We start from the raw sequence: 25,320 nt of genomic DNA, 5'->3' as shown, positions 1-25,320 counted from the left end.
GATTTATGAATTGGGGGTGGTGGGATTCGTTATTTGAAGTACAGAGCCTTGTAACTCATCCCATGTTAAATGAAGTTCTTTTAAAAATTCTCCTCCTTTTTCTGTTAATACGTAATACTTACGTGGTGGGCCTGAGGAAGATTCCACCCATTTGTAATCTAAAAACCCAGCATTTTTAAGGCGGGTTAAAAGAGGGTATAAGGTTCCCTCCACGACCATGATTTTTGCAGAGGTTAATTCTTCCAACATGTTGGATGCGTAAACCTCGCCTCGCGAAATAATCTGCAGAATACAGAATTCCAAAATTCCTTTCCTCATCTGTACCTTGGCATTTTCAATATCCATCGGTTTCTGTGTTTTAATGTGATACAAAACTACGTAAGGTACTTTGCATTACATAGTACCTTAGAAACTTTTTTTTGATTTTTGGATAAACGGTGACTATTTTGTGATGAATAGCCTTTTTTAGGTTCGAAAAATATCCCCATGTTCAAAGAAGTCTCCTTACCTCTAGCCTTTTACAACCGCGACACATGGCTTAAGGTGGCTTTTTTTGCGGTTTGTATTTTCATGGCAGGCTTTTCGCTCTACTTTACAGATGGTTTAGTGACTAAATTAGAGGAAAGAGAAAAGCAACAAATTGAATTATATGCAGAGACCATACGCTACGTTATGACGAGTGATGAAAATGCCGATATTAATTTCTTTTTTGAAAGGATTAAAAAAATCAATGAAAACAATACTATTCCAGTGATATGGAAAGATGGCTCTGGGCATTTAAATTCCATCAATATCCCCATGCCCAGCCAGCTTTCGACCGAGGCAAAGCAATCAATTCTCAATCAAAAGCTGACTGAAATTATTTCAGAAAACAACAAGCCCATTGAAATGGATATGGGATTCCAAAAAGAATACATCTATTATGGGAATTCTAAATTATTGAAATTACTAAGGTACTATCCACTTTCTCAGCTTCTTGTTGTCTTGATTATCGGCTTCCTTGGGTATATCTTTTTCTCATATTCCAGACGCGCTGAACAGAATCGTGTCTGGGTAGGATTAGCCAAAGAAACGGCCCATCAATTAGGAACTCCGCTTTCTTCCTTGACTGCATGGGTTGAGATCCTCCGAAATGAACCTAGTATTGATCCGAATATAGTTATCGAATTAAGCAAGGATATTCAACGCCTAGAGACCATTACCACGAGGTTTTCCAACATCGGCTCTGCCCCTATTCTAAAAGAAGAGAATCTAGAAGAGTTAATCAGTACCTTTTTACAGTATTTGAAGAATCGAATTTCCAGCAAAGTTCACATAGAAGTCATTAGCCTATTGGCCCCAGACCAAGAGGCGAAAGTCAATCGTTACCTGTTCGAATGGGTCATTGAAAACATTTGTAAAAATGGAGTGGATGCAATGAGTGGTAGTGGGAATATCCAAATTGTCCTATCAGAAGGGAAAAATAATCTCATATACATTGATATTTCTGATACAGGAAAGGGGATATCCAATAAAAATATGTCCAAAATATTTTCTCCGGGATTTAGCACCAAAAAAAGAGGATGGGGATTAGGGCTTACTTTAGCAAAAAGGATCGTTGAAAATTATCATGAGGGTAAACTCATTTTAAAATCTACTGAAATAAACAAAGGGAGTACTTTCCGTATTTCCTTGCCTAAGCCACCCATTCACGCATGAATTCCCCCAATTTTGTTTTTGGTTCAGCTCTTGTTGTCATTTCCATTGGTTACATCCTAAAAAGCCTAGGTTATGTAACAACTCATGATGCTAAAAATATTTCGAAATTCTTGATGCATACCACTTTTCCGGCTTTGGTGTTTAGTACCATGATTAAGGTCGAATTCTCCACTGAATTATTGTGGCTACCTTTAATTTGCATCTTGTTTGCCTTACTTTGTTCATTTGTAGGTTTTCATATTTTCAAAAAAGAGGGCTCAGAATATCGAGGAATCCTAACCATGGGATGCTCAGGATATAATTTAGGTTTATTTGCTTACCCTTTAATTGAAGGTATTTGGGGTTGGAAAGGATTAACTTATGCAGCCATGTTTGACATTGGTAATTCTTTTATCAACTTCATTTTGACCTATGGTATGGGGAATTATTTATCGGCTCAAACCAAAAAAGGCAATATGTGGAAGCATGTGTTCAAGCGAATCATGTCACTTTTTCCCTTTCAGGCCATGGTGATTGGATTAATCGTAAATTTACTGGAAGTTCCTTTACCCCTATTTCTAACGAGCATTGTGGATACCATCGCACAAGGAAATAAACCCTTGGTTTTACTCTTAATGGGAATATATTTTAGTGTGCGTTTGCCTAAAAAGTCCATCATAAAGGTATTTCAAGTACTTGGCATTCGTTATCTATTGGGTTTGGCAATTGGCTTATTTCTATATTATAGCCTTCCCTTTGATACCTATTTTAGAAACATGATGCTTATCTGCATCATTTTACCGGTAGGGATGACGCTCATCACCTATTCTGATGAACTAAACTTTGATACCTCCATTGCAGGTGCATTGGTTAATTTTTCCATGTTAATAAGCTTTGCTCTCATGTGGATATTGGTAGGAGTATTCCAAATGGCTACCGCCTAACCAAATAATTTTGGTAATTTGCAGAAACAAATGCCCCTAATTTACGTTTGGGAATAAAGCAAACAATCGACAATGGTAGTACCCTACAAAAATCAATCGCAAGGAAAAAAGGAACAAGTAGCAGAAATGTTCAATTCCATTTCACCTAAGTATGATTTCTTAAATCATTTACTTAGTGGAGGAATCGACATTATCTGGAGAAAAAAAGCGATTAATTTATTGAAGAACAAGGGTATTAAATCCTTGCTTGATATTGCTACAGGAACAGGTGATTTTGCAATAGAAGCTTTAAAGATTCAGCCAGAAAAAATTATTGGTGTGGATATTTCGCAAGGTATGTTAGATTTCGGTATCGAGAAAATCAAAAAACTTGGCTTAGAAGATAAAATACACTTGCAATTAGGTGATTCAGAAAAACTACCTTTTTCAGACCAAAGCTTTGATGCTATTACCGTAAGCTTTGGCGTTAGGAATTACGAAAACCTAGAAAAAGGCTTGAACGATATGTTGCGTGTGCTGAAACCGGGTGGATATTGCTTGATTCTTGAATTTTCGAATCCAAGAAAATTCCCAATGAAACATTTGTATGCCTTTTATTCCAAATTCATTCTTCCTTTATTGGGAAAATTGATTTCCAAGGATCCAGCTGCATATACTTATTTACCCGAATCAGTACAAGCCTTTCCAGATGGTCAAAATTTCTTAGCTATTTTTCACCAAGTAGGTTATGTAAATACGCAATGGATTCCCATGACTGGAGGTATTTGTTCTATTTATCTGGGCCAAAAATCAAAATAGGAATTTGAAAAAGCTATTGGCTCTTATTGTTTTCAGTCTGATGGGCTTTTGTTCTTTAGCTCAGGGGAATAAATACATTCGCATCAATAATGAATATTATGACGATAAAAGGGTTCACTTTGGATTCCTTTTTGGCTTAAGCTCTAGCAATTTTAGCATGGAGGCTGATCCAAAGCTCGAACCAAGTATATCACCTAGAAATTTTGGATTTCAAATTGGGGGATTGGCAAATTATTCCTTTAATCGGTTTTTAGAATTAAAATCTGGGGTTAACATAGCTCTTTATGATCGAGATATCACTTTTATCCAACCTAAACCGGCGGAAGATATCAATATAGCTAGGGAATCTACTTGGTTTGAAATCCCTGTTTTATTGAAATTTAAATCCATCCGACGCATGAACCATCGGATGTATGTTTTAGCAGGTTCGAAATTTGGCGTAGAGGCGAATGTAAAGAAAAATAGTGCTGCACTGAGTGCACAAACAGTTGATTTTGCTTTAGAATATGGTTTCGGATTTGAAGGATTTTTTAAATATTTCAAATTCACTCCTGAAATTAGATTTTCACATGGCATAGCCAATCTATATTCAGCACCTTCTGTCAACACTAATCCTTATTTCAAAGTGAGTCGGATTAATACCCACAATGTTACGCTGTACATTAATTTCGAATAATTACTTCAAGCCTTTTCTAGCCAGCTTCGGGTCAACTTTCGTTTCAAAAACACTAAGGGCTGAAACTCCAAACCATCCTGCTCCCTGTATGGATGAATTGCTATTCAAATTTTGAATATTAGTTGGGATATTAGCTGCTGGTCTTGAAAATAGACCCGCATTATTTAATTCCAGTCGAGCTTGAGAATAAAAATTGAATTGATCTTGAGAAATAGAATATAACTCTACCTTAATCAAATCATTTTCCAAATACAATTCTGGAGAAATTGATCGGCGGATAGGTAAGTTAAAGGTTAATCCATCAGAAGCTGCTCCTTGCTGAAATGCACCATCATAAATGACTGATATATTGGAAGGATTATTGTATAATTTACCATTTTTATAGGTTTTAACTCGATAACAATCCCCTAAACCTAAAAAATCTTTGGCAAAGAATTGAGCATCATAACCATTTTTTGGCTTTTCATCTCCTCTCTGTCGACCAGAAGCCTCATCAAATTGATATAATAAGGAATCAATGGTAGGAACTCTCCTCATGGTTGCAGAGGCGCTAAATTGCTCGTTGGACCAGTTGATAGATAATTGATAAGTCATACCCATTTTACCTAATATGTCTGTCGCTGTTTTAGGTTGCCAAATATAGATTCCAGCCTGATCTTTTTCTTCCACAAAAACATATTCTTGACCCATATTGTCACGAACTTTGACTTCAGCACCACTAATTTGGGGAACAGCTGAATTGTCAAAATAGGCTTGAGATTTAGTCAGCATGATTTTTTGTGGACCAGGCAAATTGGTCAAAGTAGCTTCAACCACTAAATAATTGTTGGACTTTGGACTATCCAACTGAACAATATCTTCGCATGAGCTTAATGCTACCGTGAGAAGAATACTTAAGATATAAATAGCTTTGATTTTCATATTAGAACGAGAAATTATAAGTTACTGCTGGAACGAATGAACCAATAATTGATAATTGTACCGCTTCAGTTTGAGCTGAATTTGTTTCATTTGGACGAGTATAAACTGAAAAAGGATTTTTTCTATTGTATAAATTATACACGGAGAATACCCATTCTGAGCTTCCTTTACCAAATAGGCCCTTTTTGTTTTTCTTAGTAGCTGAAATATCCAATCGATGGTAATCTGGCACACGAATATTGCCACGTGTTCCAGGTATTGTTTGCGGATAGGCAATGCCTTCATAAACATACTTTTGTACGGGGATAGAATAAGGCACTCCTGTGATGTAGGCAAAATTGGCTCCAAATGACCACTTTTCATTTAAAGCATATTGTCCTATTAAATTTAGGGTATGTGTTCTATCGTATCGACTTGTATACCACTCATTATTATTAATACCATCGATTTTACGCTCTGTTCTTGCTAATGTATAGCTCAGCCATCCTGTCAGTTTACCTACATTCTTTTTCACAAAGATCTCTAATCCATAAGCCCGTCCATCACCAAATAATAAGTCCTTTTCAAAATAAGGGTTTAAAAACAAATTTGCCCGATCTGAATAATCGATTTGGTTTTGCATCTTTTTGTAATATACTTCTACAGATGCCTCATAATCATTTCCACTCTCTCCATAATTCTTAAAAAATCCCAAGGCTACTTGATCAGCAATTTGAGGTTTGATATTGTTCGTTGAACTTGTCCATACATCCAATGGGGTGGATGCAGCTGTGTTTGACATTAAATGAACATATTGTGATAATCGATTGAAGCTAGCTTTTAACGATGAGGCTTCATTCAAAGTCCAATTCAAAGCCAAACGTGGCTCAAAATTTCCATAGGACGCAATAATTTGATCTGGATTTACCTTATTAATCTGCAAAACATATCCAGATGGATTTTGCGCCGACATCGGTACGGAAATTCGATTATAATATTCTCCATCAAGACTTTGATAATCATAATGAGAGTAGCGTAATCCGTATTGTGCTGAAAATTGCGGAGAAAATTTCAATTCATTTCCCACATAAAAAGAGGTTTCTAATCCTCTTTTATTGGCTTGACCAAACTCTCTCTTTTCACCTATGGACGAAGCAACTGCTTTCCCTGGTTTAAATTCATAAGATAGAATTTGACCTCCAAAGGTTAAGGTATTATCGGGAGTAATATAATAGGTGAAATCTGGTTTAAAACTTAAATTAACAATGTTGGACGTCCACCGAAAGGAATCATTCGGTCTTTTATTTTCTAGATCAGAGTCCAACAAATAATCATAATTACTGTAGAAACTGGTCGCATTTAAAAACAATTTATTAGAAAATACATGGTTCCATCTTGCTGATAAAGTACCGTTACCCCAATTAAATCCAAATCCCGTACCAAATACATCTCGCCCAAAATAACCAGACAAAAACACGGTATTTTTTGAATTGATATTGTAATTAACTTTGGCCGTTAAATCATAAAAATTAAATTGGGCATTGGCATTATTACCTGTTAGAAATGGCTTGGCCAAAATATCAATATAGGATCTACGAGCCGCCACAATAAAAGAAGCTTTATCTTTAATCAAGGGTGCTTCAATGGAAAGTCGGGAAAATATAACACCAATTCCACCATTAATTTCTAACTTTTTCGTGTTTCCTTCTTTCATTTTCACATCCAGAATAGACGAAACTCGACCACCGTATTGAGCAGGAATACCTCCTTTAAAAAGCTTTACGTCTTTTACTGCATCTGGATTAAAGACTGAGAAAAAACCAAATAAGTGGGAAGAGTTATATACCGGGGCATCATCCATCAAAACCAAGTTTTGATCTACTCCTCCCCCTCGAACATTGAATCCTGAGGCTCCTTCTCCGACTGTACTAACCCCTGGCAATAGCTGTATAGCTCTGACTAAATCCACTTCACCTAATAAGGCAGGAATTCGTTTGATCGTTTTTATATCAATCTTATTGACCGACATTTCGATACTCTTGACATTCTCATCCACCGCCTTGGCTGTTACACGAACCTCGGCTAATTCACTGTCGGCAGGTTTCAATTCCACTGAAAATTGCTGAGCCTGACTTGAAAATTGAATTTTCTTCTCTACTCGCTCATAACCTGTGTAGGAAAAAACTAAAGTATATTCTCCTGGAGCTAGGGTCAAACTGTAAAATCCGTAAGTATTACTTTGATTTCCAACTTTTAGCTCTTTAACAAACACGTTGGCTCCGATCAATCCTTCACCATTGGAACTATCTTTGATATAACCGCTTAAAGTAGCTTTTTGAGCATATAAAGTCGTATAACACAGACTAAATATGATGATAATGAGATGTCGAAATTTCATTGAATTAGATGATTGAACACTTGAGTATGATAATGAGCACAAAGATAAACCCAATATGTGATAAGAAAGTTTCAAAAAACTGATAATCTGAATAATCGACATATTTAATTTTTTTATATTTAATCAGTAACTTATTACCGATTAATTTTTATTTTAATTTTTTGTACTACTTTTACATCACAATCAAGAGAAAAATCGATGGACTTGAAAATTTTTGGCGAAATCATCCGAGAAAAAAGAAGCGCACTTCGACTGAACCAAGACGAATTGAGTGAAAAAAGCGGTGTAGCCATTAAAACAATACATTCCATCGAATTGGGAAAAGGAAATCCCGCCATCAAAACCATTCTCCGTTTGTTTGACATACTGGAACTAGATTTAATCGTCATAGCCTCTAAACCTTAATTTTTTAACCATGGAACAGGCCATAAGTTTTGAAAGAGTACCCACACGTATTTATTCAGATTCAGAAAAAGCTTCCAAAGCCGTAGCGCAGGAAATCGCCTCACTGATTCGTGAAAGAGCCAAAGAAAAGAAACCTGCTGTCTTAGGATTAGCTACGGGTTCCTCCCCTAAAAAGGTGTATCAAGAGTTAATCCGAATGCATAAGGAAGAAGGATTAAGCTTCAAAAATGTAATCACCTTCAACTTAGATGAATATTACCCGATGGAGCCGGATGCCATTCAAAGTTATGTTCGCTTCATGAAAGAGCAATTGTTTGATCATGTCGACATAGCCTTAAATAACATCAATATACCCGATGGAACCCTTGCCATTGAAAAAATTCCAGAATTTTGTCGGGATTACGATGAAAAAATCGAAAAACTGGGTGGCTTGGATTTTCAAATATTAGGCATTGGACGAAACGGACATATTGGTTTTAACGAACCTGGTTCCTTAATTAATTCTAAAACTCGTTTAATGACCCTAGATATCAGCACTAAAATTGATGCTGCTATTGATTTTGGCGGTTTAGAAAAAGTACATAAAAAGGCCATTACCATGGGTATTGATAAAATCATGCACGCTAAGCGTTTGATTTTATTAGCTTGGGGTGAACATAAGGCTGAAAGTGTTGCCCGTGCGGTAGAAGGACCCGTGACTTCCGATATTCCAGCATCCTATTTGCAACAACACAACAATGCTACTTTCATCTTGGATGAAACGGCTGCTGCCGCATTAACCCGCATTAAAACCCCTTGGGTCGTAGATTCCGTCATTTGGGATCGCAAAATGATAAAAAAGGCAGTAACCCATTTGGCATTACAATTGGATAAGCCTGTTTTAAAATTAACCAGTAAAGATTATAATGAGCATGGTCTTTCTGAATTGTTATCGCTTTATGGTCAGGCTTATGATATCAACATTGAAGTATTCAATTACTTACAACACACTATTACGGGTTGGCCAGGTGGAAAACCCAATGCAGATGACACACATCGACCAGAAAGAGCTTTCCCAGCCAAAAAGAAAGTCATCATTTTTAGTCCACACCCAGATGATGATATCATCTCCATGGGCGGTACATTCCAGCGTTTGCACGACCAAGGACATGATGTACATGTGGCATATCAAACTACTGGGAATATTGCTGTAGCGGATGATGAAGCCCTTCGTTTTGCCGAGTTTGTCGTTGATTTCAATGAAAAATTTGAAAACTCCAATCCCAAGGCCAATAAAATTTATAAAGAAGCTGTCAGGTTCCTAAAAAGCAAACGTGATTCTGAAATTGATATTCCTTCAGTGAGAGAAATCAAAGGTTTAATCCGAAAAGGAGAAGCTAAAAATACGTGCCGCTTTGTAGGTATTAAAAAAGAAAATACCCATTTCTTAGAAATGCCATTTTATGAAACTGGTACGGTTCGTAAAAATCCAATAGGCGAAGAAGATGTCCAAATCATCATGGATTTGATTGAGGAAATTCAGCCTCACCAAATCTATGCAGCAGGCGATTTAGCCGATCCGCATGGAACGCATAAAGTATGTTTGGATGCCATTTTAGAGGCCGTACAGCGCTTGAAGCACCGTGAATACATGAAAAATTGTTGGGTATGGCTCTACAAAGGTGCTTGGGCAGAGTGGGATATCGATCAAATTGAAATGGCCGTACCGATGTCGCCCGATCAAGTATTCCAAAAGCGTATGGGTATCTTTAAACACCAATCTCAAAAAGATGGTGTGGTATTCCAAGGGGATGATTCCCGCGAATTTTGGCAAAGAGCGGAAGAGCGTAACCGTGGAACGGCAAGCATTTACAATAAATTAGGACTAGCGGAATACGAAGCCATGGAAGCATTCGTTCGCTGGAGATTTTAAAAACAAGCCTCTAAACCAAAGCCTCAAATAAGATTTCGGCGGTATGCTTCGCTTTGCGTTGCGTACCGTCGTGAATCTGGTGACGACAACTTGTTCCAGATGCCGCAATAATCACTTCAGGTGCTTGCGCTCGTACCGTTGGAAACAAGACCAATTCACCAATTTGCATCGATAAATCATAATGTTCTTTTTCATATCCAAAAGAACCCGCCATACCACAACATCCCGAAGGAATTAATTGAACTTCATAATTGGCTGGCAAGGATAAAGCTTTCTTGGCAGGTACTAAAGAGCTAATGGATTTTTGTTGGCAATGTCCATGTAATTTAATTAAGCGCTTTTCCTGCGTAAACTGATTGGGAGAAATCCGTTTAGCCTCCAATTCCTGGGCAATAAATTCCTCCAATAACAAGGCATTTTTAGCCAATTGTTTAGCTCGATCTACCCAAGCTTCTGAAACTAAATCTGGATATTCATCCCGAAAGGTTAATATAGCGGAGGGTTCAATACCCACTAAGGGTACATCCTGACTCACTAAATCACTCCATAATTCCACATTTTTCTGAGCTAATTCCTTAGCTTCATCCAACATCCCTTTTGACAAAAATGATCTGCCTGAGATTGGATGATCCAATGTTCTTACTTCATAGCCCAATGCTTCCAAAAGCAAAACAGCCTTACGCCCCACTTCGGCATCATTGAAATTGGTAAACTCATCAACAAATAAAAACACAGCTTTGTTGGACGAAATACTAGGCCTATTTCTCAACCAAGCTTTTAAAGTTTGATTGGCTAATAAAGGCATGGTCCGATTTGGATGAAAACCTACTATCTGATTGGCAATCCTGCGTAAAAACGGAGTACCCATGATTAGGTTATAAGCAAATGGGACTTTAGAGGCCAAAGATGAAATACTTGAAAAATGACCCACCAACCAACTCCGTATAGGCAATCCTTTTTCTTTTTGGTATTGGTATAAAAATTCCATTTTCAATTTAGCCACATCCACATTGGATGGACATTCGGATTTACATCCTTTGCAAGCCAAACACAAATCCATGACCTCTTTAATCTCTTCATGTGCGAATCGATTTTCTTGAGGTGATCTGGTTAAGAATTCACGAAGAATATTGGCTCTGGCACGCGTCGTTTCTTTCTCATTTCGAGTTGCCATAAAAGATGGACACATCGTACCACCAGAAACGGGCGTTTTGCGGCAGTCACCCGAACCATTACATTGTTCTGCATGCTGCAAAACATCTTGATCTTGGTATCGAAACGCCGTTTTGAACTCTGGCGTTATTTGACCTGCCTCATAACGCAAAAAGCTATCCATAGGAGGTGTATCTACAATTTTATTGGGATTGAAAATCCCTTTGGGATCCCACCATGATTTCAACTCCCGCATCAATTGGTAATTGGATTCTCCGACCATCCAAGGGATAAATTCCCCTCTAAGTCTTCCATCTCCGTGTTCTCCAGATAAGGATCCTTTGTATTTCTTGACTAAACGGGCTATTTCTTCCGCAATATGTCGGAACATCTTATGCCCATCTTGCGTCTTTAAATTGATGATAGGCCTTAAATGTAACTCGCCTGAACCTGCATGAGCGTAATGCACACAATACAAATTATTTTCAGAAAGTATCTCGTTGAACTCCGCAATAAAAGCCGGCAAATCATTCACATCGACCGCAGTATCTTCAATAACCGCTACTGCTTTTTCATCGCCGGGTAAATTAGACAATAAACCCAAGCCTGCTTTTCGCAAATCCCACACTTTCTTGACATTCTCTCCTGTGACATAAGGAAAATGATAGCCTAGATTCTCAGCTAACATCGCTTTTTCAACTTCCTTGGCTTGTGCAGCTAATTCATTGGGGTCTTCCGAACGTAGTTCTACTACCAAAATGGCACCTGGATCCCCCTCCACAAAAAAACGATTTTGTCTTTGTTCAGGATTAGCTTTTGTACATTCTAAAATATAGTGATCCATCAATTCAGAGGCCGATGGATTAAATTTCAAAGCAATTAAATTAGCTCGTAAAGCTTCATCAATGGTATTAAAATGCGCACAAACTAATCCTAAATGTGCAGGAGGAAGCTTATCAACATGTAATTTTATTTTGGTAGCAAAACAAAGTGTACCTTCCGAGCCTGCCAGTAATGCACAAAAGTTAAATGGGGCTTTCTTGGAATCAAAAGCATCCGAATTTAATAACATATCTACCGCATAGCCCGTATTTCTGCGATGTATACTCGGTTTTGGAAATTCATCTTGTATTTCTTGCTGTCTTTGGGGATCAGAAAGAGCTTCCAATGTTTTGGAATAGATATCGTGTAATCGAGTACCCTCTTTCAAACCTTTCAGGGTTTCAAAAGGGTTTTCTGAACTAAAGTGGACCAAAGTCCCATCCGATAAATATCCTTCTACCTCCAGAACATGGTCGCGCGTAGAACCATATACTACGGAATTGGAACCACATGAATTATTTCCCAACATACCACCGATCATAGCACGGTTGGCTGTAGATGTTTCTGGCCCAAAAAATAAATCTTGCTTTTTTAATTCAACATTCAAGACATCCCGAACTACGCCTGGTTCCACCCACACATATGACTCTTCTTGATTGATTTCTAAAATGCGATTAAAAAACTTAGACACATCGACAATCAAGGCCTTTCCTACCACTTGTCCAGCTAAAGATGTACCCGCTGTTCTTGGAATCAAAGGCAAAGCATGCTGATCGGCAAATCGAATGATGGTTTCTAAATCCTGTTTGGTTTCTGGAATAACAACACCCAAAGGCATTTCTCGATACGCGGAAGCATCTGTGGCATACAATGTACGCATGACCGTATCTGTGTATAAAAATCCTTGAATTTTCTCAGCCAATTCAGCTAAGACTGGTGTTGTTTCAACAGTTGAAAGCATGAAATTAATATCTAATTAAGAGCGCAATTTAACCAAACCTTGCGTGAGTAACAATTGGGCTAGAATATAAGTGGACATAACCCAAAAGGAATTCCCTGGAAATGAATAATAAAACTTGTTCATAGCCAATAAGCTATCAGATACAACAAACAATGTGGCTCCACTAAGTATAATTTGATAATTCCAACGAGAAACGCTGGATTTTCGTTGGGATGCAAACCAGAGCATCGTACCTAAACTAAAAGCATAAATGATTACAGGGACGGCTAAAGCCAAGTTCATACTGGGCAAAAGAAGACTCAATAAGCCTATTACATAGATTGAAACGATCAGGGTCATCCCATTTACAGGGCTCAGCACTTTGCTAATTTGTTTCCTAAACATATCAATGTAAATCCATTGCATGATTAAAAACCCTCCAAGACCTAATTGAAAAAAAAGTGGACTGCTACCCGGGATCATCAAAAACACATCTCCCAACCAAGCGAAAAACAAGGCCAATAGAATAGTGGGTTTACGTTCTACATCTTTAGACGTGAAGACATAAGCCATCAGCAACAACATCAGAGCAGGTTTGGCTATATAACGAATTTGAGCAATGGAAGGAAAGAGCATGGGAATGATGACATCCATGAAAGCAGCAATTCCGTACAGCAACAAGAATAATCTTGGCCCTTTCATATGTTCTATTTCAATAATTTACCTTCACAAATTTCTTGGTCAATGATGTAATTGGGGCGATTTTTTGACTGAAAAAAGATGCGTAAAATATATTCCCCCAATATTCCAATGGCTAATAATTGTATCCCTCCAAACAAAATGATCACAAATAAGAGAGACGTAAATCCTTCAATCACTTGACCAATGAATAATTTCTTAATGACAACATAAAAGAAGTACATCAAAGAAGAGGAAATGGCCAAAAAACCCGTCGAAGAAACGAATTTGATAGGAAATTCACTAAAATTAAAAATCCCATTCAATGCTAACTGTACTAGTTTTGAAAAGGTATATTTAGAATCACCAAAAGCTCTCTCTTGTCGGTTATATGAAATTCCTACCTGCTTAAATCCAATCCAAGTTCGCATGCCTCGAATAAATCGGCTCTCCTCGGGCATTTGATTTAATATATCAACCACTTTCCTTCCCATAAAAGAGAAATCTCCACTATCCAATGGAATATCGACATTCGCAATTTTCTTCAAAATTCGATAAAAAACAAAATAGGCCATACGCTTATACCAAGGTTCTTTTCGCTTCTCTCGAATGGCATAAACGACCTCATAACCTTCAAGGTGTTTGGCATAAAATTCTTCCAATAATTCAGGGGGATCCTGCAAATCACCATCCAACACGAATACACCCTCTGAACCTCGAGCTACAGATAATCCCGCAGTTAGTGCCAATTGATGTCCGTGGTTACGGGATAATAAAACGACATGAAAGCGAGGGTCAGCTAAGGCTAATTGCTTCAACATGGCACGTGAATTATCTCGGCTACCGTCATCAATCAATACAGCTTCTAGTGTAATTTTGGATTGATCCATAATCTTGGTCAATCGCTCTACTAGTGTAGGTAAATTACTTTCCTCGTTATAAACTGGAATCACGAAGGATACCTGGGGAATTCCATTTGTCATGCGTCTAATATCTATATTTCCCTTTTTGGAAGTCAAAAATAAGCAATCTTCTGCCATTTTTTTTCTTTAAAAGCACGGAATCTTGAATTAAGGTATCTATTTTTTGAATGAACAAATCGCTGGGTTCAAAGTACACATTGGTTAACTGTGCATCACTAACATCCGCAGTGCGAACTTGTAAGTGAGCTGAATTCAAAAAATTATTCATTTTTGAAGGATAAATCACGGTATCCCCTAGTTGGTATTGTTGTTTGATTTTTTGAGCTATTTCAATGTAAGGATTTGATCTTCTATCATGGGCAAAGGTGTATTTCTGTACTTTATCCGAATAGAGTGGCAAAAATATTTGAACTAAATAATTTACTTGAATGAATAAAAATATACTGGCTACGATCTTAATCCAGATGGCTTGCTGAAATGCATACTCAGCCAAACCAAGGGAAATAAAAATACCAAAAGGTATTCCAAAACTAGCATATCGCAAAAAATAACCTGTGGTAGTACCTGCATTTATTGCGGAAAGGATTAGAACCAATATGGGAAATACAATTTGTATGATTCCAAATACATAGAAGGACCTTGCCTCTTTGGATAGGCTCTTCAACCAGGAAAAAACACCGGTTCCAAAAAGCACTAGACAAACCGCGCCAATTTTAAACCCATGACGAACATACAGATCGTTGGTCCACAAAAATTGGTCCGACAAAATTGAAACAGTTCTTTTAAATAAATTTCCAGCATTGGCAGGCTCTATCCAACCTGCAATAGGGCCACTTTGCTCCAAAAATTCCCGGTATTGTTTGGCAGCATCAGCTTGATACGCTAAAAAATATTGCCCAGGTCCCCATAGCATCCATAAACCAAAGGGTATGATGACGATAAGTCCGCTCAATATATGTTTTTGCCAAAATCGCCAAGTATTTCTTTGTAGTAAAGAGAAAATCACTTGACCCACAAAAACTAAAGCAGTTAGGTAGGTACTAAATAAAGCGGCCAAACTTGTAAGAATCCACATCATCCACTTTTTACGTGTGCTCTTTTGCTGGTTTTCAGCTTGCATGACCGACCAGAAGTAAAAATTCGAGGCTGCGGTAAAGAAAATACTTGTGGTATAATTTCTTGCTTGTTGGCTATATATCACAAAAAAGGGCTCTATGACAGCTAAAGCCAATATGAGGATGGGAAAACCTTTTGATTGAGGTCGAATTTTTCTGGCCCAATAAAAAAGGAGCCAAAGTGTCAACATATTAAATAAGACAGAGACGGAGCGAAGTACACCGTCTTCTTTCCCAAATAAAAAGGCAAAGAGTTTGAGCATCAAGTCGTGCACTAAACTATTGCCGCTGACATCTCCACGGGCATCGGCATCTAGCCATGCTGTAATCCCTCTTGATTTCCAAAAATCTTCTGGAGTAAAGGTTTTAGGTGGGGCTAGCAGATCGGTCATACCGCCAAAATTGGTATTTCCTACGGCTAAAAGCAGGCTTTGTTTTTCATCCCCAAACAAGCCAAATTGGCCAATATGGTAGATTCTTAGGCCCAATGCTAAGATCATCAAGGCAAAAAAACTTAAAACAAAAAGGCCTTTATTTTTCATTGAACACGTTTAGCTAGAAAACATAAAAATCACTTGATGTTGCCATCAAGTGATTTTTAAACACATTTTGATACTGAATAACAGCTTTTGATTAAGAACCACAGGCCTCACATGCTTCAGGATTATCTAAAGAACAAGTCATATCGGCTCTATTTTGCGATTCTTCTTCGGTGAATGAAGCAGCAGATGCAGCTTGTTGTCTCGCATACTGCATTTCTATTTCATGCACGTTGTTGGTTTGTTCAATCGCCACCTCTGCTTGTTTCTCGATGGTGAATTTAATGGCATCGGCAGCAGCTTTGGTACGTAGGTAATACATACCTGTTTTCAAACCAAGCTTCCAAGCGTGGAAGTGCATGGATGTTAACTTACCAAAGTTGACGTCTTGAATGTGAATGTTCAAACTTTGTGATTGACAGATATAAGCTCCGCGATCTGCAGCCATTTCTAAAATAGTTTTTTGCTTAATCTCCCAAACCGTTTTGTATAGCTCTTTTAAGTCTTGTGGAATTTCAGGAATATTTTGAACTGAGCCATTCGCGGAGATTAACTTGTTCTTCATACTCTCATTCCATAGGCCTAATTTGATTAGATCTTTCAATAAGTGCTTATTCACGACAGCGAACTCTCCTGACAATACACGACGAGCATAAATGTTAGAAGTATATGGTTCAAAACACTCATTGTTACCTAAAATCTGGCTAGTTGAAGCTGTTGGCATAGGAGCCACTAATAATGAGTTACGAACTCCATTTTCAACCACCAATTGGCGAAGTGCTTCCCAATCCCAACGACCTGATTCAGGAGTTACTCCCCACATATCAAATTGGAAAACACCTTTAGAGATTGGAGAACCTTCCCAGGTAGAATAAGGTCCTTCCACTTTAGCTAGCTCCATGGATGCTTCCATCGATGCGTAGTAAATCGTTTCAAAGATATCCTTGTTCAATTGTTTCGCAGCCTCTGACTCAAATGGCATACGCAACATAATGAACACATCGGCTAAACCTTGTACACCTAATCCAATAGGACGGTGACGCATGTTGGAGTTTCTAGCCTCCGGTACTGGGTAATAGTTAACATCAATAATTTTGTTCAGGTTGCGAGTTGCCGCCTTTGTAACTTCATATAATTTATCATGATCAAAAGCTAAAGCTCCTTGCTCATTCATGCGTACGTATTTTGGCAATGCCAAAGAGGCTAGGTTACATACAGCAACTTCGTCTTTGGAAGTAAACTCCATAATTTCAGTACACAAGTTGGACGACTTGATCGTACCTAGATTCTTCTGATTGGATTTTTTATTGGCGGCATCTTTATACAACATGTAAGGTGTACCTGTTTCCGTTTGTGACTCCAATACTTTAAACCAAAGTTCTTGAGCTTTCACGACTTGACGAGCTTTTCCTGCCAGTTCATATTTTTCGTATAGAGCTTCAAACTCTTCACCATAGGCATCAGAAAGCCCTGGGCACTCATGAGGGCAGAACAATGACCACTCGGCATTTTCTTCCACACGTTTCATGAATAAATCTGGAATCCATAGGGCATAGAATAAATCCCTTGCACGCATTTCTTCTTTGCCATGATTTTTCTTCAATTCTAAGAAGTCAAATACATCGGCATGCCAAGGCTCCAAATATATAGCAAATGATCCTTTTCGCTTTCCTCCACCTTGGTCTACATAACGAGCTGTATCGTTGAAAACGCGCAACATAGGGATAATACCGTTGGAAGTACCATTGGTTCCTTTAATGTAAGACCCCGTGGCACGAATATTATGAATACTCAAACCAATTCCTCCGGCAGATTGTGATATCCTAGCAGTCTGCTTCAATGTATCGTAAATACCTTCAATAGAATCATCTTGCACGGTCAATAAGAAACAAGAAGACATTTGAGGCTTGGGTGTACCTGCATTGAATAAGGTTGGAGTGGCGTGGGTAAACCAACGCTCCGAGAGTAAATTATACGTATCAATAGCAGCAGCAATATCAGCACCATGGATACCCACAGCTACACGCATCAACATATGTTGAGGACGCTCAGCGATTTGCCCTTCCAATTTCAATAGATACGATTTTTCTAAGGTTTTGAAACCAAAATAATCATACCCAAAATCACGGTCATAGATAATGGCTTCATCCAACTCCACGGCGTTCTTTTTGATGATATCATAGATTTCCTTAGAAAGAAGTGCAGCGTTTTGGCCAGTTTTTGGATCTACATACGTAAACAAGCGCTTCATCGTAGCCGAAAAGGACTTCAATGTATTCTTATGTAAGTTAGAGATCGCGATTCGTGCTGCCAAAACAGCGTAATCAGGATGCTTGGTTGTTAACGAAGCTGCTGTCTCAGCGGCCAAGTTATCCAACTCCGTGGTCTTAACCCCGTCATAAAGCCCTGTAATCACTTTTCTAGCAACCTCAAGAGGTTGAACAAAAAATGGATCCAAGCTATAGCAAAGCTTCTCAATTCTTGCTGTGATTTTATCGAACTTGACAGATTCCCGTCGACCGTCTCTTTTAATTACGTACATACTTGATATATTAGAAAAATTAGCGTCTATATAATTTAGTTACAACCTTGTTAAAGCACAAAAGATTCCCATTCTAGAAAATTTCTCATCTAAAATATTCAAGCTAATATCACTTGAAAATTGGTTGGCGGTTTTGTTTTTAAGCTTTAACTTCATCCAAGGATTGCATACTCCTTGGGGGGTTGGGCACTATGTAAAATTAGAAAAAAAGAACACCGCTTGCAAACTATTTTTTCTCCAAAAAAAATAAAAAAAAGGTGCTTATTTGAAATGCAACATTCAATTAACCTCATGTCAATTCGTTACGACATCTACGTCTTTGAAAAGTACCAGAAAATATTTTTTAAGATTTTTTTAAGCTCCTTAAAATTGGCAAAAACCCTAAAAAATTGTTATGCAATATTTTGGAATTCCTTATAAAATTTATAATTTTGCATCCCGAATTAGCTGAACCTTCATCCCAAAGGTTTCATTATAAAACAAAAGACGGCAGGGAATCGTCATTATACTACCCAACATGAAAAAAGACATTCACCCAGAATACAAAGAAGTTGTATTTCACGATTTATCAGCAGATTACAAGTTTTTAACTCGTTCTTGCGTTAATACAACCGAAACAACTGAATTCGAAGGAGCTACTTACCCAGTATTCAAAATTGAGGTTTCTTCTCAATCACACCCTTTTTACACAGGTAAAAATGTGTTATTGGATACTACTGGTCGTGTGGATAAATTCAACAAGCGTTACGCTCAGAAAAACTAATCCAAACAAAAAACATTACCCAAGCCTCCTCGAACTTGTTTCAAGGAGGCTTTTTTATTGTATTTTTGTCGCATGCTGGAAAACGTCACCTTCTATAACGACCCTCTCCTTGTACAAGCATTGAGACCTCTAAGCTACTATCGATCTCTAGATCAATTGTGGCTAGGAACCAGAACGATACAGGATAAATGGAAGGCCTATCCGCTAAATACAACACCATCTGTTCCAATAGCTATTTTGGGTTCTTTACTCCCCAATACCGAGATGGTACAAGCAATCCAACAATTAAGTCCCAATACAGCCTTAGTTCAAGGAAATCAAGTCTTGGCTTTCAGCTATGAACTGGGTCAAAAACCATTGCCTCCTTCAAGAAATAATAAGATAGAATACTCAGGTAAAGCTCAATGGATTCAGCATCCAGAAGATCTTTTAAAACATCAAGCTGCAGCTCTACTTGATGAAATAAATCCAACACCTTTCGATATAGAGAAATATCAAGCCTTGGGAAATACCATTCTGGCTCCTGATAACTGTTTCATTCATCCAAGTGCACAAATGAAAGGATGTATGTTGGATGCGAGTCATGGACCTATCTATATCGGAGAAGAAGTTAACCTACAGATGGGAACCATCATACAAGGACCTGCCGCCTTCTTGAAAGGTTCATCCACCAACCTGGGAGCGAAAATTAGACCTAATACCACGATTGGTCCGGGATGCAAAGTAGGTGGTGAAATCAATCATTCGATCTTTTTCCCCTTTAGTAATAAAGCCCACGAAGGGTATATAGGTAGTTCTGTCATCGGGTCATACGTCAACATGGGTGCTCTAAGCAGTAATTCCAATGTAAAAAACGATTTAAAGCCCATCTCCATCTTCGATTATCCTCAAAATAAACAAAGAAATACGGGTTTAACGGCACTAGGACTTATCATGGGAGATTTTGTCACTACTGGCATACATAGCAAATTCAATACAGGCAGCGTAGTGGGTTGCCACAGCAATATTAGTAGTCAAGGTTTCTTACCTAAATTCATTCCATCTTTTACCTGGGGCGAATTTCCCAAGCTACAAATCTACCAAATGGCAAAAGCGAAACAAGTAGCTTCCCAATGGATTGGACTAAAACAGCAAGCTATTCCTGAAAATCTAGCTCAGGTCATGGAAGAAATTTGGAAAGAGGAGGCTTCTTTCCGAACTTAGCCTTTTCGTTTACTCATTCCAAAAGGCATGCTTTTTAAGGACATTCCGGGCTTATTTGACATCAAGAAAACATTGAGTGCTGCTGTGCAAAATCAGCACATCGCACATGCTCAATTGTTTCATGGTCCTTATGGGGGTCCACAATTAGCCATGGCCTTGGCTTTTACTACCTATTTGTTTTGTACAAATCGACAAGGTGAGGATGCTTGTGGAGTATGTGCGAGTTGTCAAAAAATGAAACGAGCAGTACATCCCGATTTGGTCTTTTTATTTCCCACTATTGTAACAAAAAAAGTAAAAGAGCCTGAATCTGACATCTTTTTACCCGAGTGGAGAAATTTCATAGCGGAGTCTACCTATCGTACATTACCTGAATGGCTCGTTTTTTTGGGAGCAGAAGGAAATAAACAAGGTAATTTCCCCGTGGAAGAAACCCGAAAATTAATACCAAAAATTAGCTTAAAACCCTTTGAGGCACCATTTAAGGTGGTAATTTTATGGAATCCAGAATCCTTGAATGCCTCCTCTGGGAATGCCCTATTAAAAACCTTGGAGGAACCACCTTCAACGACCTTGTTTTTGCTAGTTTGCTCTGAGCCTCAAAAATTACTAGCTACTATTCTATCGAGGACACAGCGCGTCAAAATCCCTTCAGTAGAAGAAAATGCACTAGCTGATTTTTTGGTGGAACAATCTGCCATTGATGCAGAAAAAGCTTTGCAATTAGCCCAAAGTGCCGAAGGAAATATTGCCTGGGCATTAGAAAAATCGAAAACGGAAAACTTAAGTACATCGACCTGGTTTGCCGAATGGATGCGTGCCGTGTATGCAAAAAACTTAAGTAAGTTGGTTATTCTGGCTGATCAATTTGATGGTTTTGCTAAAGAAGACCAAAAAGGGCTTTTGGAATATAGCTTACATGTTCTTAGGCAATGTTTATACCAAATTTCGGGGGCTCCTCAACTGATAAAATCACTGGAAAAAGAAAAGAAATTCATCGATAATTTTTCCAAGACCTTGAGTCAAGATAAAATAGAAAAAATGTCGAGTAAAGTTTCAGATGTCCACTACCATTTGGAAAGAAATGCTCGTGCCAAAATGGTGCATTTGGACTTATCCTTACAATTTGTCCGCATTTATCATGCACAATAAAACGCCTAAACATGCAACATATTAGAATAGGTACCCGAAATTCCGCATTAGCCTTATGGCAAGCGAATCATATTGGTCATTTGTTGGAAAAGGCGGGATTTAGTTATGAACTGAAGGCCATCAGTACCAAAGGGGATCTAGTATTAGATCGTTCTTTATCGAAAATTGGGTCTAAAGGTGTTTTTACGGAAGAATTAGAAACCATGCTCCGAGAGGGGGAAATTGATATTGCTCAACATTCTGCTAAAGACTTGCCATCGCATTTACCAGAAGATTTAGCATTAATTGCCTACACGGAAAGAGAGGAGGCGCATGACGTGGTACTTAGTTTAGACCCTAGTGTATGTCTAGATTCAGATAAAAAATTAACAATTGGCACCTCTTCTACACGCAGACGGGCATTTTTACAACATTTCTACCCACAACATGAAGCTGTAGAAATGCGAGGAAATTTACAAACACGACTTGAAAAATTAAAACAAGGCTCTTGTGACGCTATGTTACTTGCCTATGCGGGAGTACATCGCATGGAAATGAGTGCGTACATCACACAACATTTATCGATATCTCAATTTGTTCCAGCGGTAGGACAAGGATCTGTGGCCATTCAATGCGCTGTAAGCTTGAATCCTAGCCTCAAAGAACAAATTAGGGCCGCTTGTAATCATGATGATACGGAAAAATGCCTGCTGGCCGAAAGAAGTTTATTGTATCAATTAGAAGGTGGATGTAGTGTTCCTGTATATGGGCATGCCGTATTGATAGAAAATTCGATCCGTTTAACAGGTGGAGTTTTGAGCTTAAATGGGCAACAAAAAATAGAATTCACGCAAATTGGTACTCATCCTCAAATTTTAGGTGAACATTTAGCGGGAGATTTGGTAAATTCGGGTGCTAGAAAAATCCTACAAGCCATTAGGGCAGAGTTAAATCCATAATCTTGTTGAAATTTCGCATGAAAAAGAGCATTTTAATTACAGGTTCCAATGGCTTATTAGGTCAAAAATTAGTCCAATTACTCGTCAAACAGGATGATATTGAGCTAATAGCAACAGCTAAAGGTCCCAACCGTCTTGCGTCTACCACAGGCTACACCTATGTATCCTTGGACATTACACAAGCAAAAGAGGTAATGGAAGTCTTTCAACAATACCAACCCGATGTATTGATTCATACAGCTGCCATGACCAATGTCGACACGTGCGAAGTGGACCCAGCAGGTTGTGAATTGTTGAATGTCACAGCAGTTCAGTATTTAGTACAGGCCTGTGAAGCACATGATACGTTTATGTGTCATTTATCTACTGACTTTATTTTTGATGGAGCTGATGGCCCATATGATGAAGAAGCTCAACCGAATCCTATTTCCATTTATGGAGAAAGTAAACTAGCTGCTGAAAAATTAATTCAAGCTTCTTCCATTCGTTGGGCAATTGCCAGAACAGTACTTGTATTTGGCATCGTACAAGATATGAGCCGCACGAACATCATATTATGGGTAAAGAAATCCTTGGAAGAGGGGAAATCCATACAGGTAGTAACAGATCAATTCAGAACGCCAACATTAGCTGAGGATTTAGCCATTGGCTGCTGGCTAATAGCCCAAAAAGAAGCAGAAGGAATTTACAATATTTCAGGTTCTGATTTCTTAACTCCCTATGAAATGGCCATTAAAACAGCTAATTTCTTTCAATTGCCACTTGAATTAATTACTAAAGCCGATTCTTCTACATTCCAACAAGCTGCTAAAAGGCCTCCAAGGACTGGGTTTATTTTAGACAAGGCAAAAAAAATCCTAGGGTATCAGCCTAGGAGTTTTGATGAGGGGATTGCTATTGTAGCCGATCAAATTCGAGCTTAATCTTCGATGGAAGGTTGATCTTCTTCGGAAGCAGCATTATTTTCATCTTGTATCGACTTGGCTAACAAAGTATCTGCATGAAACTTAGCATTTTCTTCTTGCAAGGTCTTCCAAAGTACATCCTTTAATTCTTGAATACCTTCTTGGGTTATAGAAGAGATGAATACTACAGGTAAATCTGATGGCAAAGTCGCCCGAATTTCTTCTTGCATCTCAGGAATGGAAATATCCATTTTAGAAACAACCAAAACCCGTTGTTTTTGGAGTAATTCAGGATTAAATTTCTCCAATTCACCTAATAGAATCTCGTATTCATTCCCCCAATCTTTCGCATCAGAAGGAATTAAGAAGCATAATATAGAATTTCGTTCGATATGACGTAAAAAACGTAGGCCTAAACCTTTACCTTCGGAGGCCCCTTCAATAATACCTGGAATATCGGCTACAACAAAAGATTTGTAATCACGGTAAGCGACTACACCTAAATGAGGTACTAAAGTAGTAAATGGATAATCCGCAATTTCAGGTTTGGCAGCAGAAAGAACAGATAATAAAGTGGATTTACCTGCATTTGGGAAACCAACCAAACCAACATCCGCTAAGACTTTCAATTCCATGATAACCCAACGGTCCTGCCCTTCCTCTCCGGGTTGAGCATGGCGTGGAGATTGATTGGTAGAGGATTTAAAATGGGTGTTACCCATACCGCCTCTTCCACCTGGAAGTAATAAGATCTTTTGACCTTCTTCTGTTACCTCAGCTAAAAATTCATTGCTTTCAGCATCTTTCACGATGGTTCCAAGCGGAACTTCAATGTAAATATCTTCACCTTCTGCACCAGATCTTCTTCCGCCTTCACCCCCTTTGCCATTATCAGCAATGATGTGTTTTTGGTATTTCAGGTGAAGTAAAGTCCAAAGTTGGGAATTGCCAACCAAATAGATATGCCCTCCTCTACCGCCATCGCCACCATCGGGACCGCCTTTTGGCACGTGTTTTTCACGGCGAAAATGGGACGATCCAAATCCTCCTCTACCGGAGCGGACGTTTATCTTTACGTAATCTATAAAATTGGATGTCATAAGTATGATACAAGGTTATTAACCTTCAATAATGCGGACAATTTGTCCAAATATTTCTTCAATTTCACCGATACCATTGATACCTTGGAATTTTCCTTGGGAATCATAGTGACCAGCCACTGGAGCTGTCTTTTCTCCATATTCTTGTACTCTTTTGCGTATTAGTTCTTCATTTTGATCATCGGGTCTTCCAGAAGTCTTACCGCGCTCTAATAAACGTTGAGTTAATTCCTCTTGGTTTACTTCCAAGGAAATCATGTGCTTAATGGATAATTGATGTCCTTCTAATAAATTATCCAAAGCCTCAGCTTGAGCTACTGTTCTAGGAAAACCATCAAAAATAAAGCCTGCAGCCCCTTTCTTTTCATTCAATTTATTCTCAATCATTCCAATCACCACAGAATCGGGAACCAATATTCCTTGATCCATTAATTTTTTTGCCTCAAGACCTAATTCAGTCCCTGCCGATATTTCTGCACGTAATAAATCACCAGTGGATAAATGAATTAAACCATATTGATCAATCAATTTAGCCGATTGAGTTCCTTTCCCTGCCCCTGGAGGCCCAAATAGTACAAGATTCAACATAAAGAATGTAAAGGTTGACTGTTAAACAAGAATAAAAATTGAAGGACAAAGGTAATCAATGCCGAAGGATAAAACCACCATTATACAAAATATACCTTGTTGTATAAAGTCCTGAGTGCAAGAATGGTATATTAAATAAGTGAAATTTTTTTGCCGTAATGTGCTAATCTTTAATTTGTAAGGCCTAACTTGCATACGATTAAGTGGATAAAAGGCTATTTTTTATCGACAAAATCAAATTTTCACTCAA

The 25,320-nt window shown here is 38.2% G+C and carries 21 protein-coding genes; 11 read left to right on the top strand and 10 right to left on the bottom strand.

What is annotated here, in order from left to right:
* Positions 1 to 3: 3 nt before the first annotated feature.
* Entirely contained in the window at positions 4 to 345 is a 342-nt protein-coding gene (locus U0R11_RS03650; RefSeq protein ID WP_406749848.1) for a PadR family transcriptional regulator, read from the bottom strand.
* A gap of 141 nt (positions 346 to 486) precedes the next feature.
* Here U0R11_RS03650 and U0R11_RS03645 point away from each other — a divergent pair, with 141 nt between their 5' ends.
* The 4 genes from U0R11_RS03645 (at position 487) to porT (ending at position 4,095) form a co-directional block, all read left to right on the top strand.
* Positions 487 to 1,698 (top strand): sensor histidine kinase, encoded by a 1,212-nt coding sequence (locus tag U0R11_RS03645; RefSeq protein ID WP_406749847.1) that lies wholly within the window; start codon positions 487 to 489, stop codon positions 1,696 to 1,698.
* Positions 1,695 to 2,621: an AEC family transporter gene (locus tag U0R11_RS03640; RefSeq protein WP_406749846.1), complete on the top strand. Its 927-nt coding sequence runs from the start codon at positions 1,695 to 1,697 to the stop codon at positions 2,619 to 2,621. Before U0R11_RS03645 ends, U0R11_RS03640 begins: the two co-directional genes overlap by 4 nt.
* A gap of 72 nt (positions 2,622 to 2,693) precedes the next feature.
* Positions 2,694 to 3,419 carry a bifunctional demethylmenaquinone methyltransferase/2-methoxy-6-polyprenyl-1,4-benzoquinol methylase UbiE gene (gene ubiE / locus U0R11_RS03635; RefSeq protein ID WP_406749845.1) on the top strand — a complete coding sequence of 242 codons (726 nt, stop codon included), beginning with the start codon at positions 2,694 to 2,696 and terminating at the stop codon, positions 3,417 to 3,419.
* A gap of 4 nt (positions 3,420 to 3,423) precedes the next feature.
* A complete protein-coding gene (gene porT, locus U0R11_RS03630; protein WP_406749844.1) occupies positions 3,424 to 4,095 on the top strand; it encodes a type IX secretion/gliding motility protein PorT/SprT in 672 nt (223 codons plus the stop codon).
* Here porT and U0R11_RS03625 read toward each other — a convergent pair whose 3' ends face one another.
* Together U0R11_RS03625 and U0R11_RS03620 are read right to left on the bottom strand one after the other, a co-directional pair.
* Positions 4,096 to 5,016 (bottom strand): DUF4249 domain-containing protein, encoded by a 921-nt coding sequence (locus U0R11_RS03625; RefSeq protein WP_406749843.1) that lies wholly within the window; start codon positions 5,014 to 5,016, stop codon positions 4,096 to 4,098.
* Between the two features lies 1 nt (position 5,017).
* Positions 5,018 to 7,393 carry a TonB-dependent receptor gene (locus tag U0R11_RS03620; protein WP_406749842.1) on the bottom strand — a complete coding sequence of 792 codons (2,376 nt, stop codon included), beginning with the start codon at positions 7,391 to 7,393 and terminating at the stop codon, positions 5,018 to 5,020.
* A gap of 198 nt (positions 7,394 to 7,591) precedes the next feature.
* On the opposite strand from U0R11_RS03620, the gene U0R11_RS03615 reads away from it, so the two are divergent.
* On the top strand, positions 7,592 to 7,798 hold the full coding sequence (locus U0R11_RS03615) for a helix-turn-helix transcriptional regulator (RefSeq protein WP_166374357.1): 207 nt from the start codon (positions 7,592 to 7,594) through the stop codon (positions 7,796 to 7,798).
* A 10-nt stretch (positions 7,799 to 7,808) separates the two neighbouring features.
* On the top strand, positions 7,809 to 9,710 hold the full coding sequence (nagB, locus tag U0R11_RS03610; protein ID WP_406749841.1) for a glucosamine-6-phosphate deaminase: 1,902 nt from the start codon (positions 7,809 to 7,811) through the stop codon (positions 9,708 to 9,710).
* 10 nt (positions 9,711 to 9,720) lie between these two features.
* Here nagB and U0R11_RS03605 read toward each other — a convergent pair whose 3' ends face one another.
* The 5 genes from U0R11_RS03605 to U0R11_RS03585 form a co-directional block, all read right to left on the bottom strand.
* Positions 9,721 to 12,645: an FAD-binding and (Fe-S)-binding domain-containing protein gene (locus U0R11_RS03605; RefSeq protein WP_406749840.1), complete on the bottom strand. Its 2,925-nt coding sequence runs from the start codon at positions 12,643 to 12,645 to the stop codon at positions 9,721 to 9,723.
* Positions 12,646 to 12,660: 15 nt separating this feature from the next.
* Complete coding sequence (locus U0R11_RS03600) at positions 12,661 to 13,326, bottom strand: lysoplasmalogenase (protein WP_406749839.1); 666 nt, start codon at positions 13,324 to 13,326, stop codon at positions 12,661 to 12,663.
* Between the two features lie 5 nt (positions 13,327 to 13,331).
* On the bottom strand, positions 13,332 to 14,285 hold the full coding sequence (locus U0R11_RS03595; RefSeq protein WP_406749838.1) for a glycosyltransferase family 2 protein: 954 nt from the start codon (positions 14,283 to 14,285) through the stop codon (positions 13,332 to 13,334).
* 4 nt (positions 14,286 to 14,289) lie between these two features.
* On the bottom strand, positions 14,290 to 15,882 hold the full coding sequence (locus U0R11_RS03590) for a glycosyltransferase family 39 protein (protein ID WP_406749837.1): 1,593 nt from the start codon (positions 15,880 to 15,882) through the stop codon (positions 14,290 to 14,292).
* Between the two features lie 91 nt (positions 15,883 to 15,973).
* The gene (locus U0R11_RS03585) at positions 15,974 to 18,421 is read right to left on the bottom strand and encodes a ribonucleoside-diphosphate reductase subunit alpha (protein WP_406749836.1); all 2,448 of its coding nucleotides are present in this window, start codon (positions 18,419 to 18,421) and stop codon (positions 15,974 to 15,976) included.
* Positions 18,422 to 18,938: 517 nt separating this feature from the next.
* On the opposite strand from U0R11_RS03585, the gene U0R11_RS03580 reads away from it, so the two are divergent.
* From U0R11_RS03580 to U0R11_RS03560, 5 genes are all read left to right on the top strand, one after another.
* Entirely contained in the window at positions 18,939 to 19,184 is a 246-nt protein-coding gene (locus U0R11_RS03580) for a type B 50S ribosomal protein L31 (protein ID WP_109323601.1), read from the top strand.
* Positions 19,185 to 19,256: 72 nt separating this feature from the next.
* Positions 19,257 to 20,387, top strand: a complete 1,131-nt coding sequence (locus U0R11_RS03575) for a putative sugar nucleotidyl transferase (protein WP_275613466.1) — start codon at positions 19,257 to 19,259, stop codon at positions 20,385 to 20,387.
* 27 nt (positions 20,388 to 20,414) lie between these two features.
* Positions 20,415 to 21,539: a DNA polymerase III subunit gene (locus U0R11_RS03570; RefSeq protein ID WP_269003775.1), complete on the top strand. Its 1,125-nt coding sequence runs from the start codon at positions 20,415 to 20,417 to the stop codon at positions 21,537 to 21,539.
* Positions 21,540 to 21,550: 11 nt separating this feature from the next.
* Positions 21,551 to 22,477, top strand: coding sequence for a hydroxymethylbilane synthase (hemC, locus tag U0R11_RS03565; protein WP_269003773.1), 927 nt, complete (start codon positions 21,551 to 21,553; stop codon positions 22,475 to 22,477).
* A 17-nt stretch (positions 22,478 to 22,494) separates the two neighbouring features.
* On the top strand, positions 22,495 to 23,400 hold the full coding sequence (locus tag U0R11_RS03560) for an SDR family oxidoreductase (RefSeq protein WP_269003771.1): 906 nt from the start codon (positions 22,495 to 22,497) through the stop codon (positions 23,398 to 23,400).
* Here U0R11_RS03560 and obgE read toward each other — a convergent pair.
* Together obgE and U0R11_RS03550 are read right to left on the bottom strand one after the other, a co-directional pair.
* Entirely contained in the window at positions 23,397 to 24,482 is a 1,086-nt protein-coding gene (gene obgE / locus U0R11_RS03555; RefSeq protein ID WP_166374368.1) for a GTPase ObgE, read from the bottom strand. The genes U0R11_RS03560 and obgE overlap by 4 nt on opposite strands.
* A gap of 18 nt (positions 24,483 to 24,500) precedes the next feature.
* Positions 24,501 to 25,070: an adenylate kinase gene (locus tag U0R11_RS03550; RefSeq protein ID WP_406749835.1), complete on the bottom strand. Its 570-nt coding sequence runs from the start codon at positions 25,068 to 25,070 to the stop codon at positions 24,501 to 24,503.
* Positions 25,071 to 25,320: the final 250 nt, after the last annotated feature.

Origin of the sequence: Aquirufa salirivi, from assembly GCF_045310485.1 — a bacterium.
Taxonomy (GTDB): domain Bacteria; phylum Bacteroidota; class Bacteroidia; order Cytophagales; family Spirosomataceae; genus Aquirufa; species Aquirufa salirivi.
Note: the sequence above shows the minus strand (reverse complement) of the source record. Positions and strands in the feature narration are given on the sequence as shown.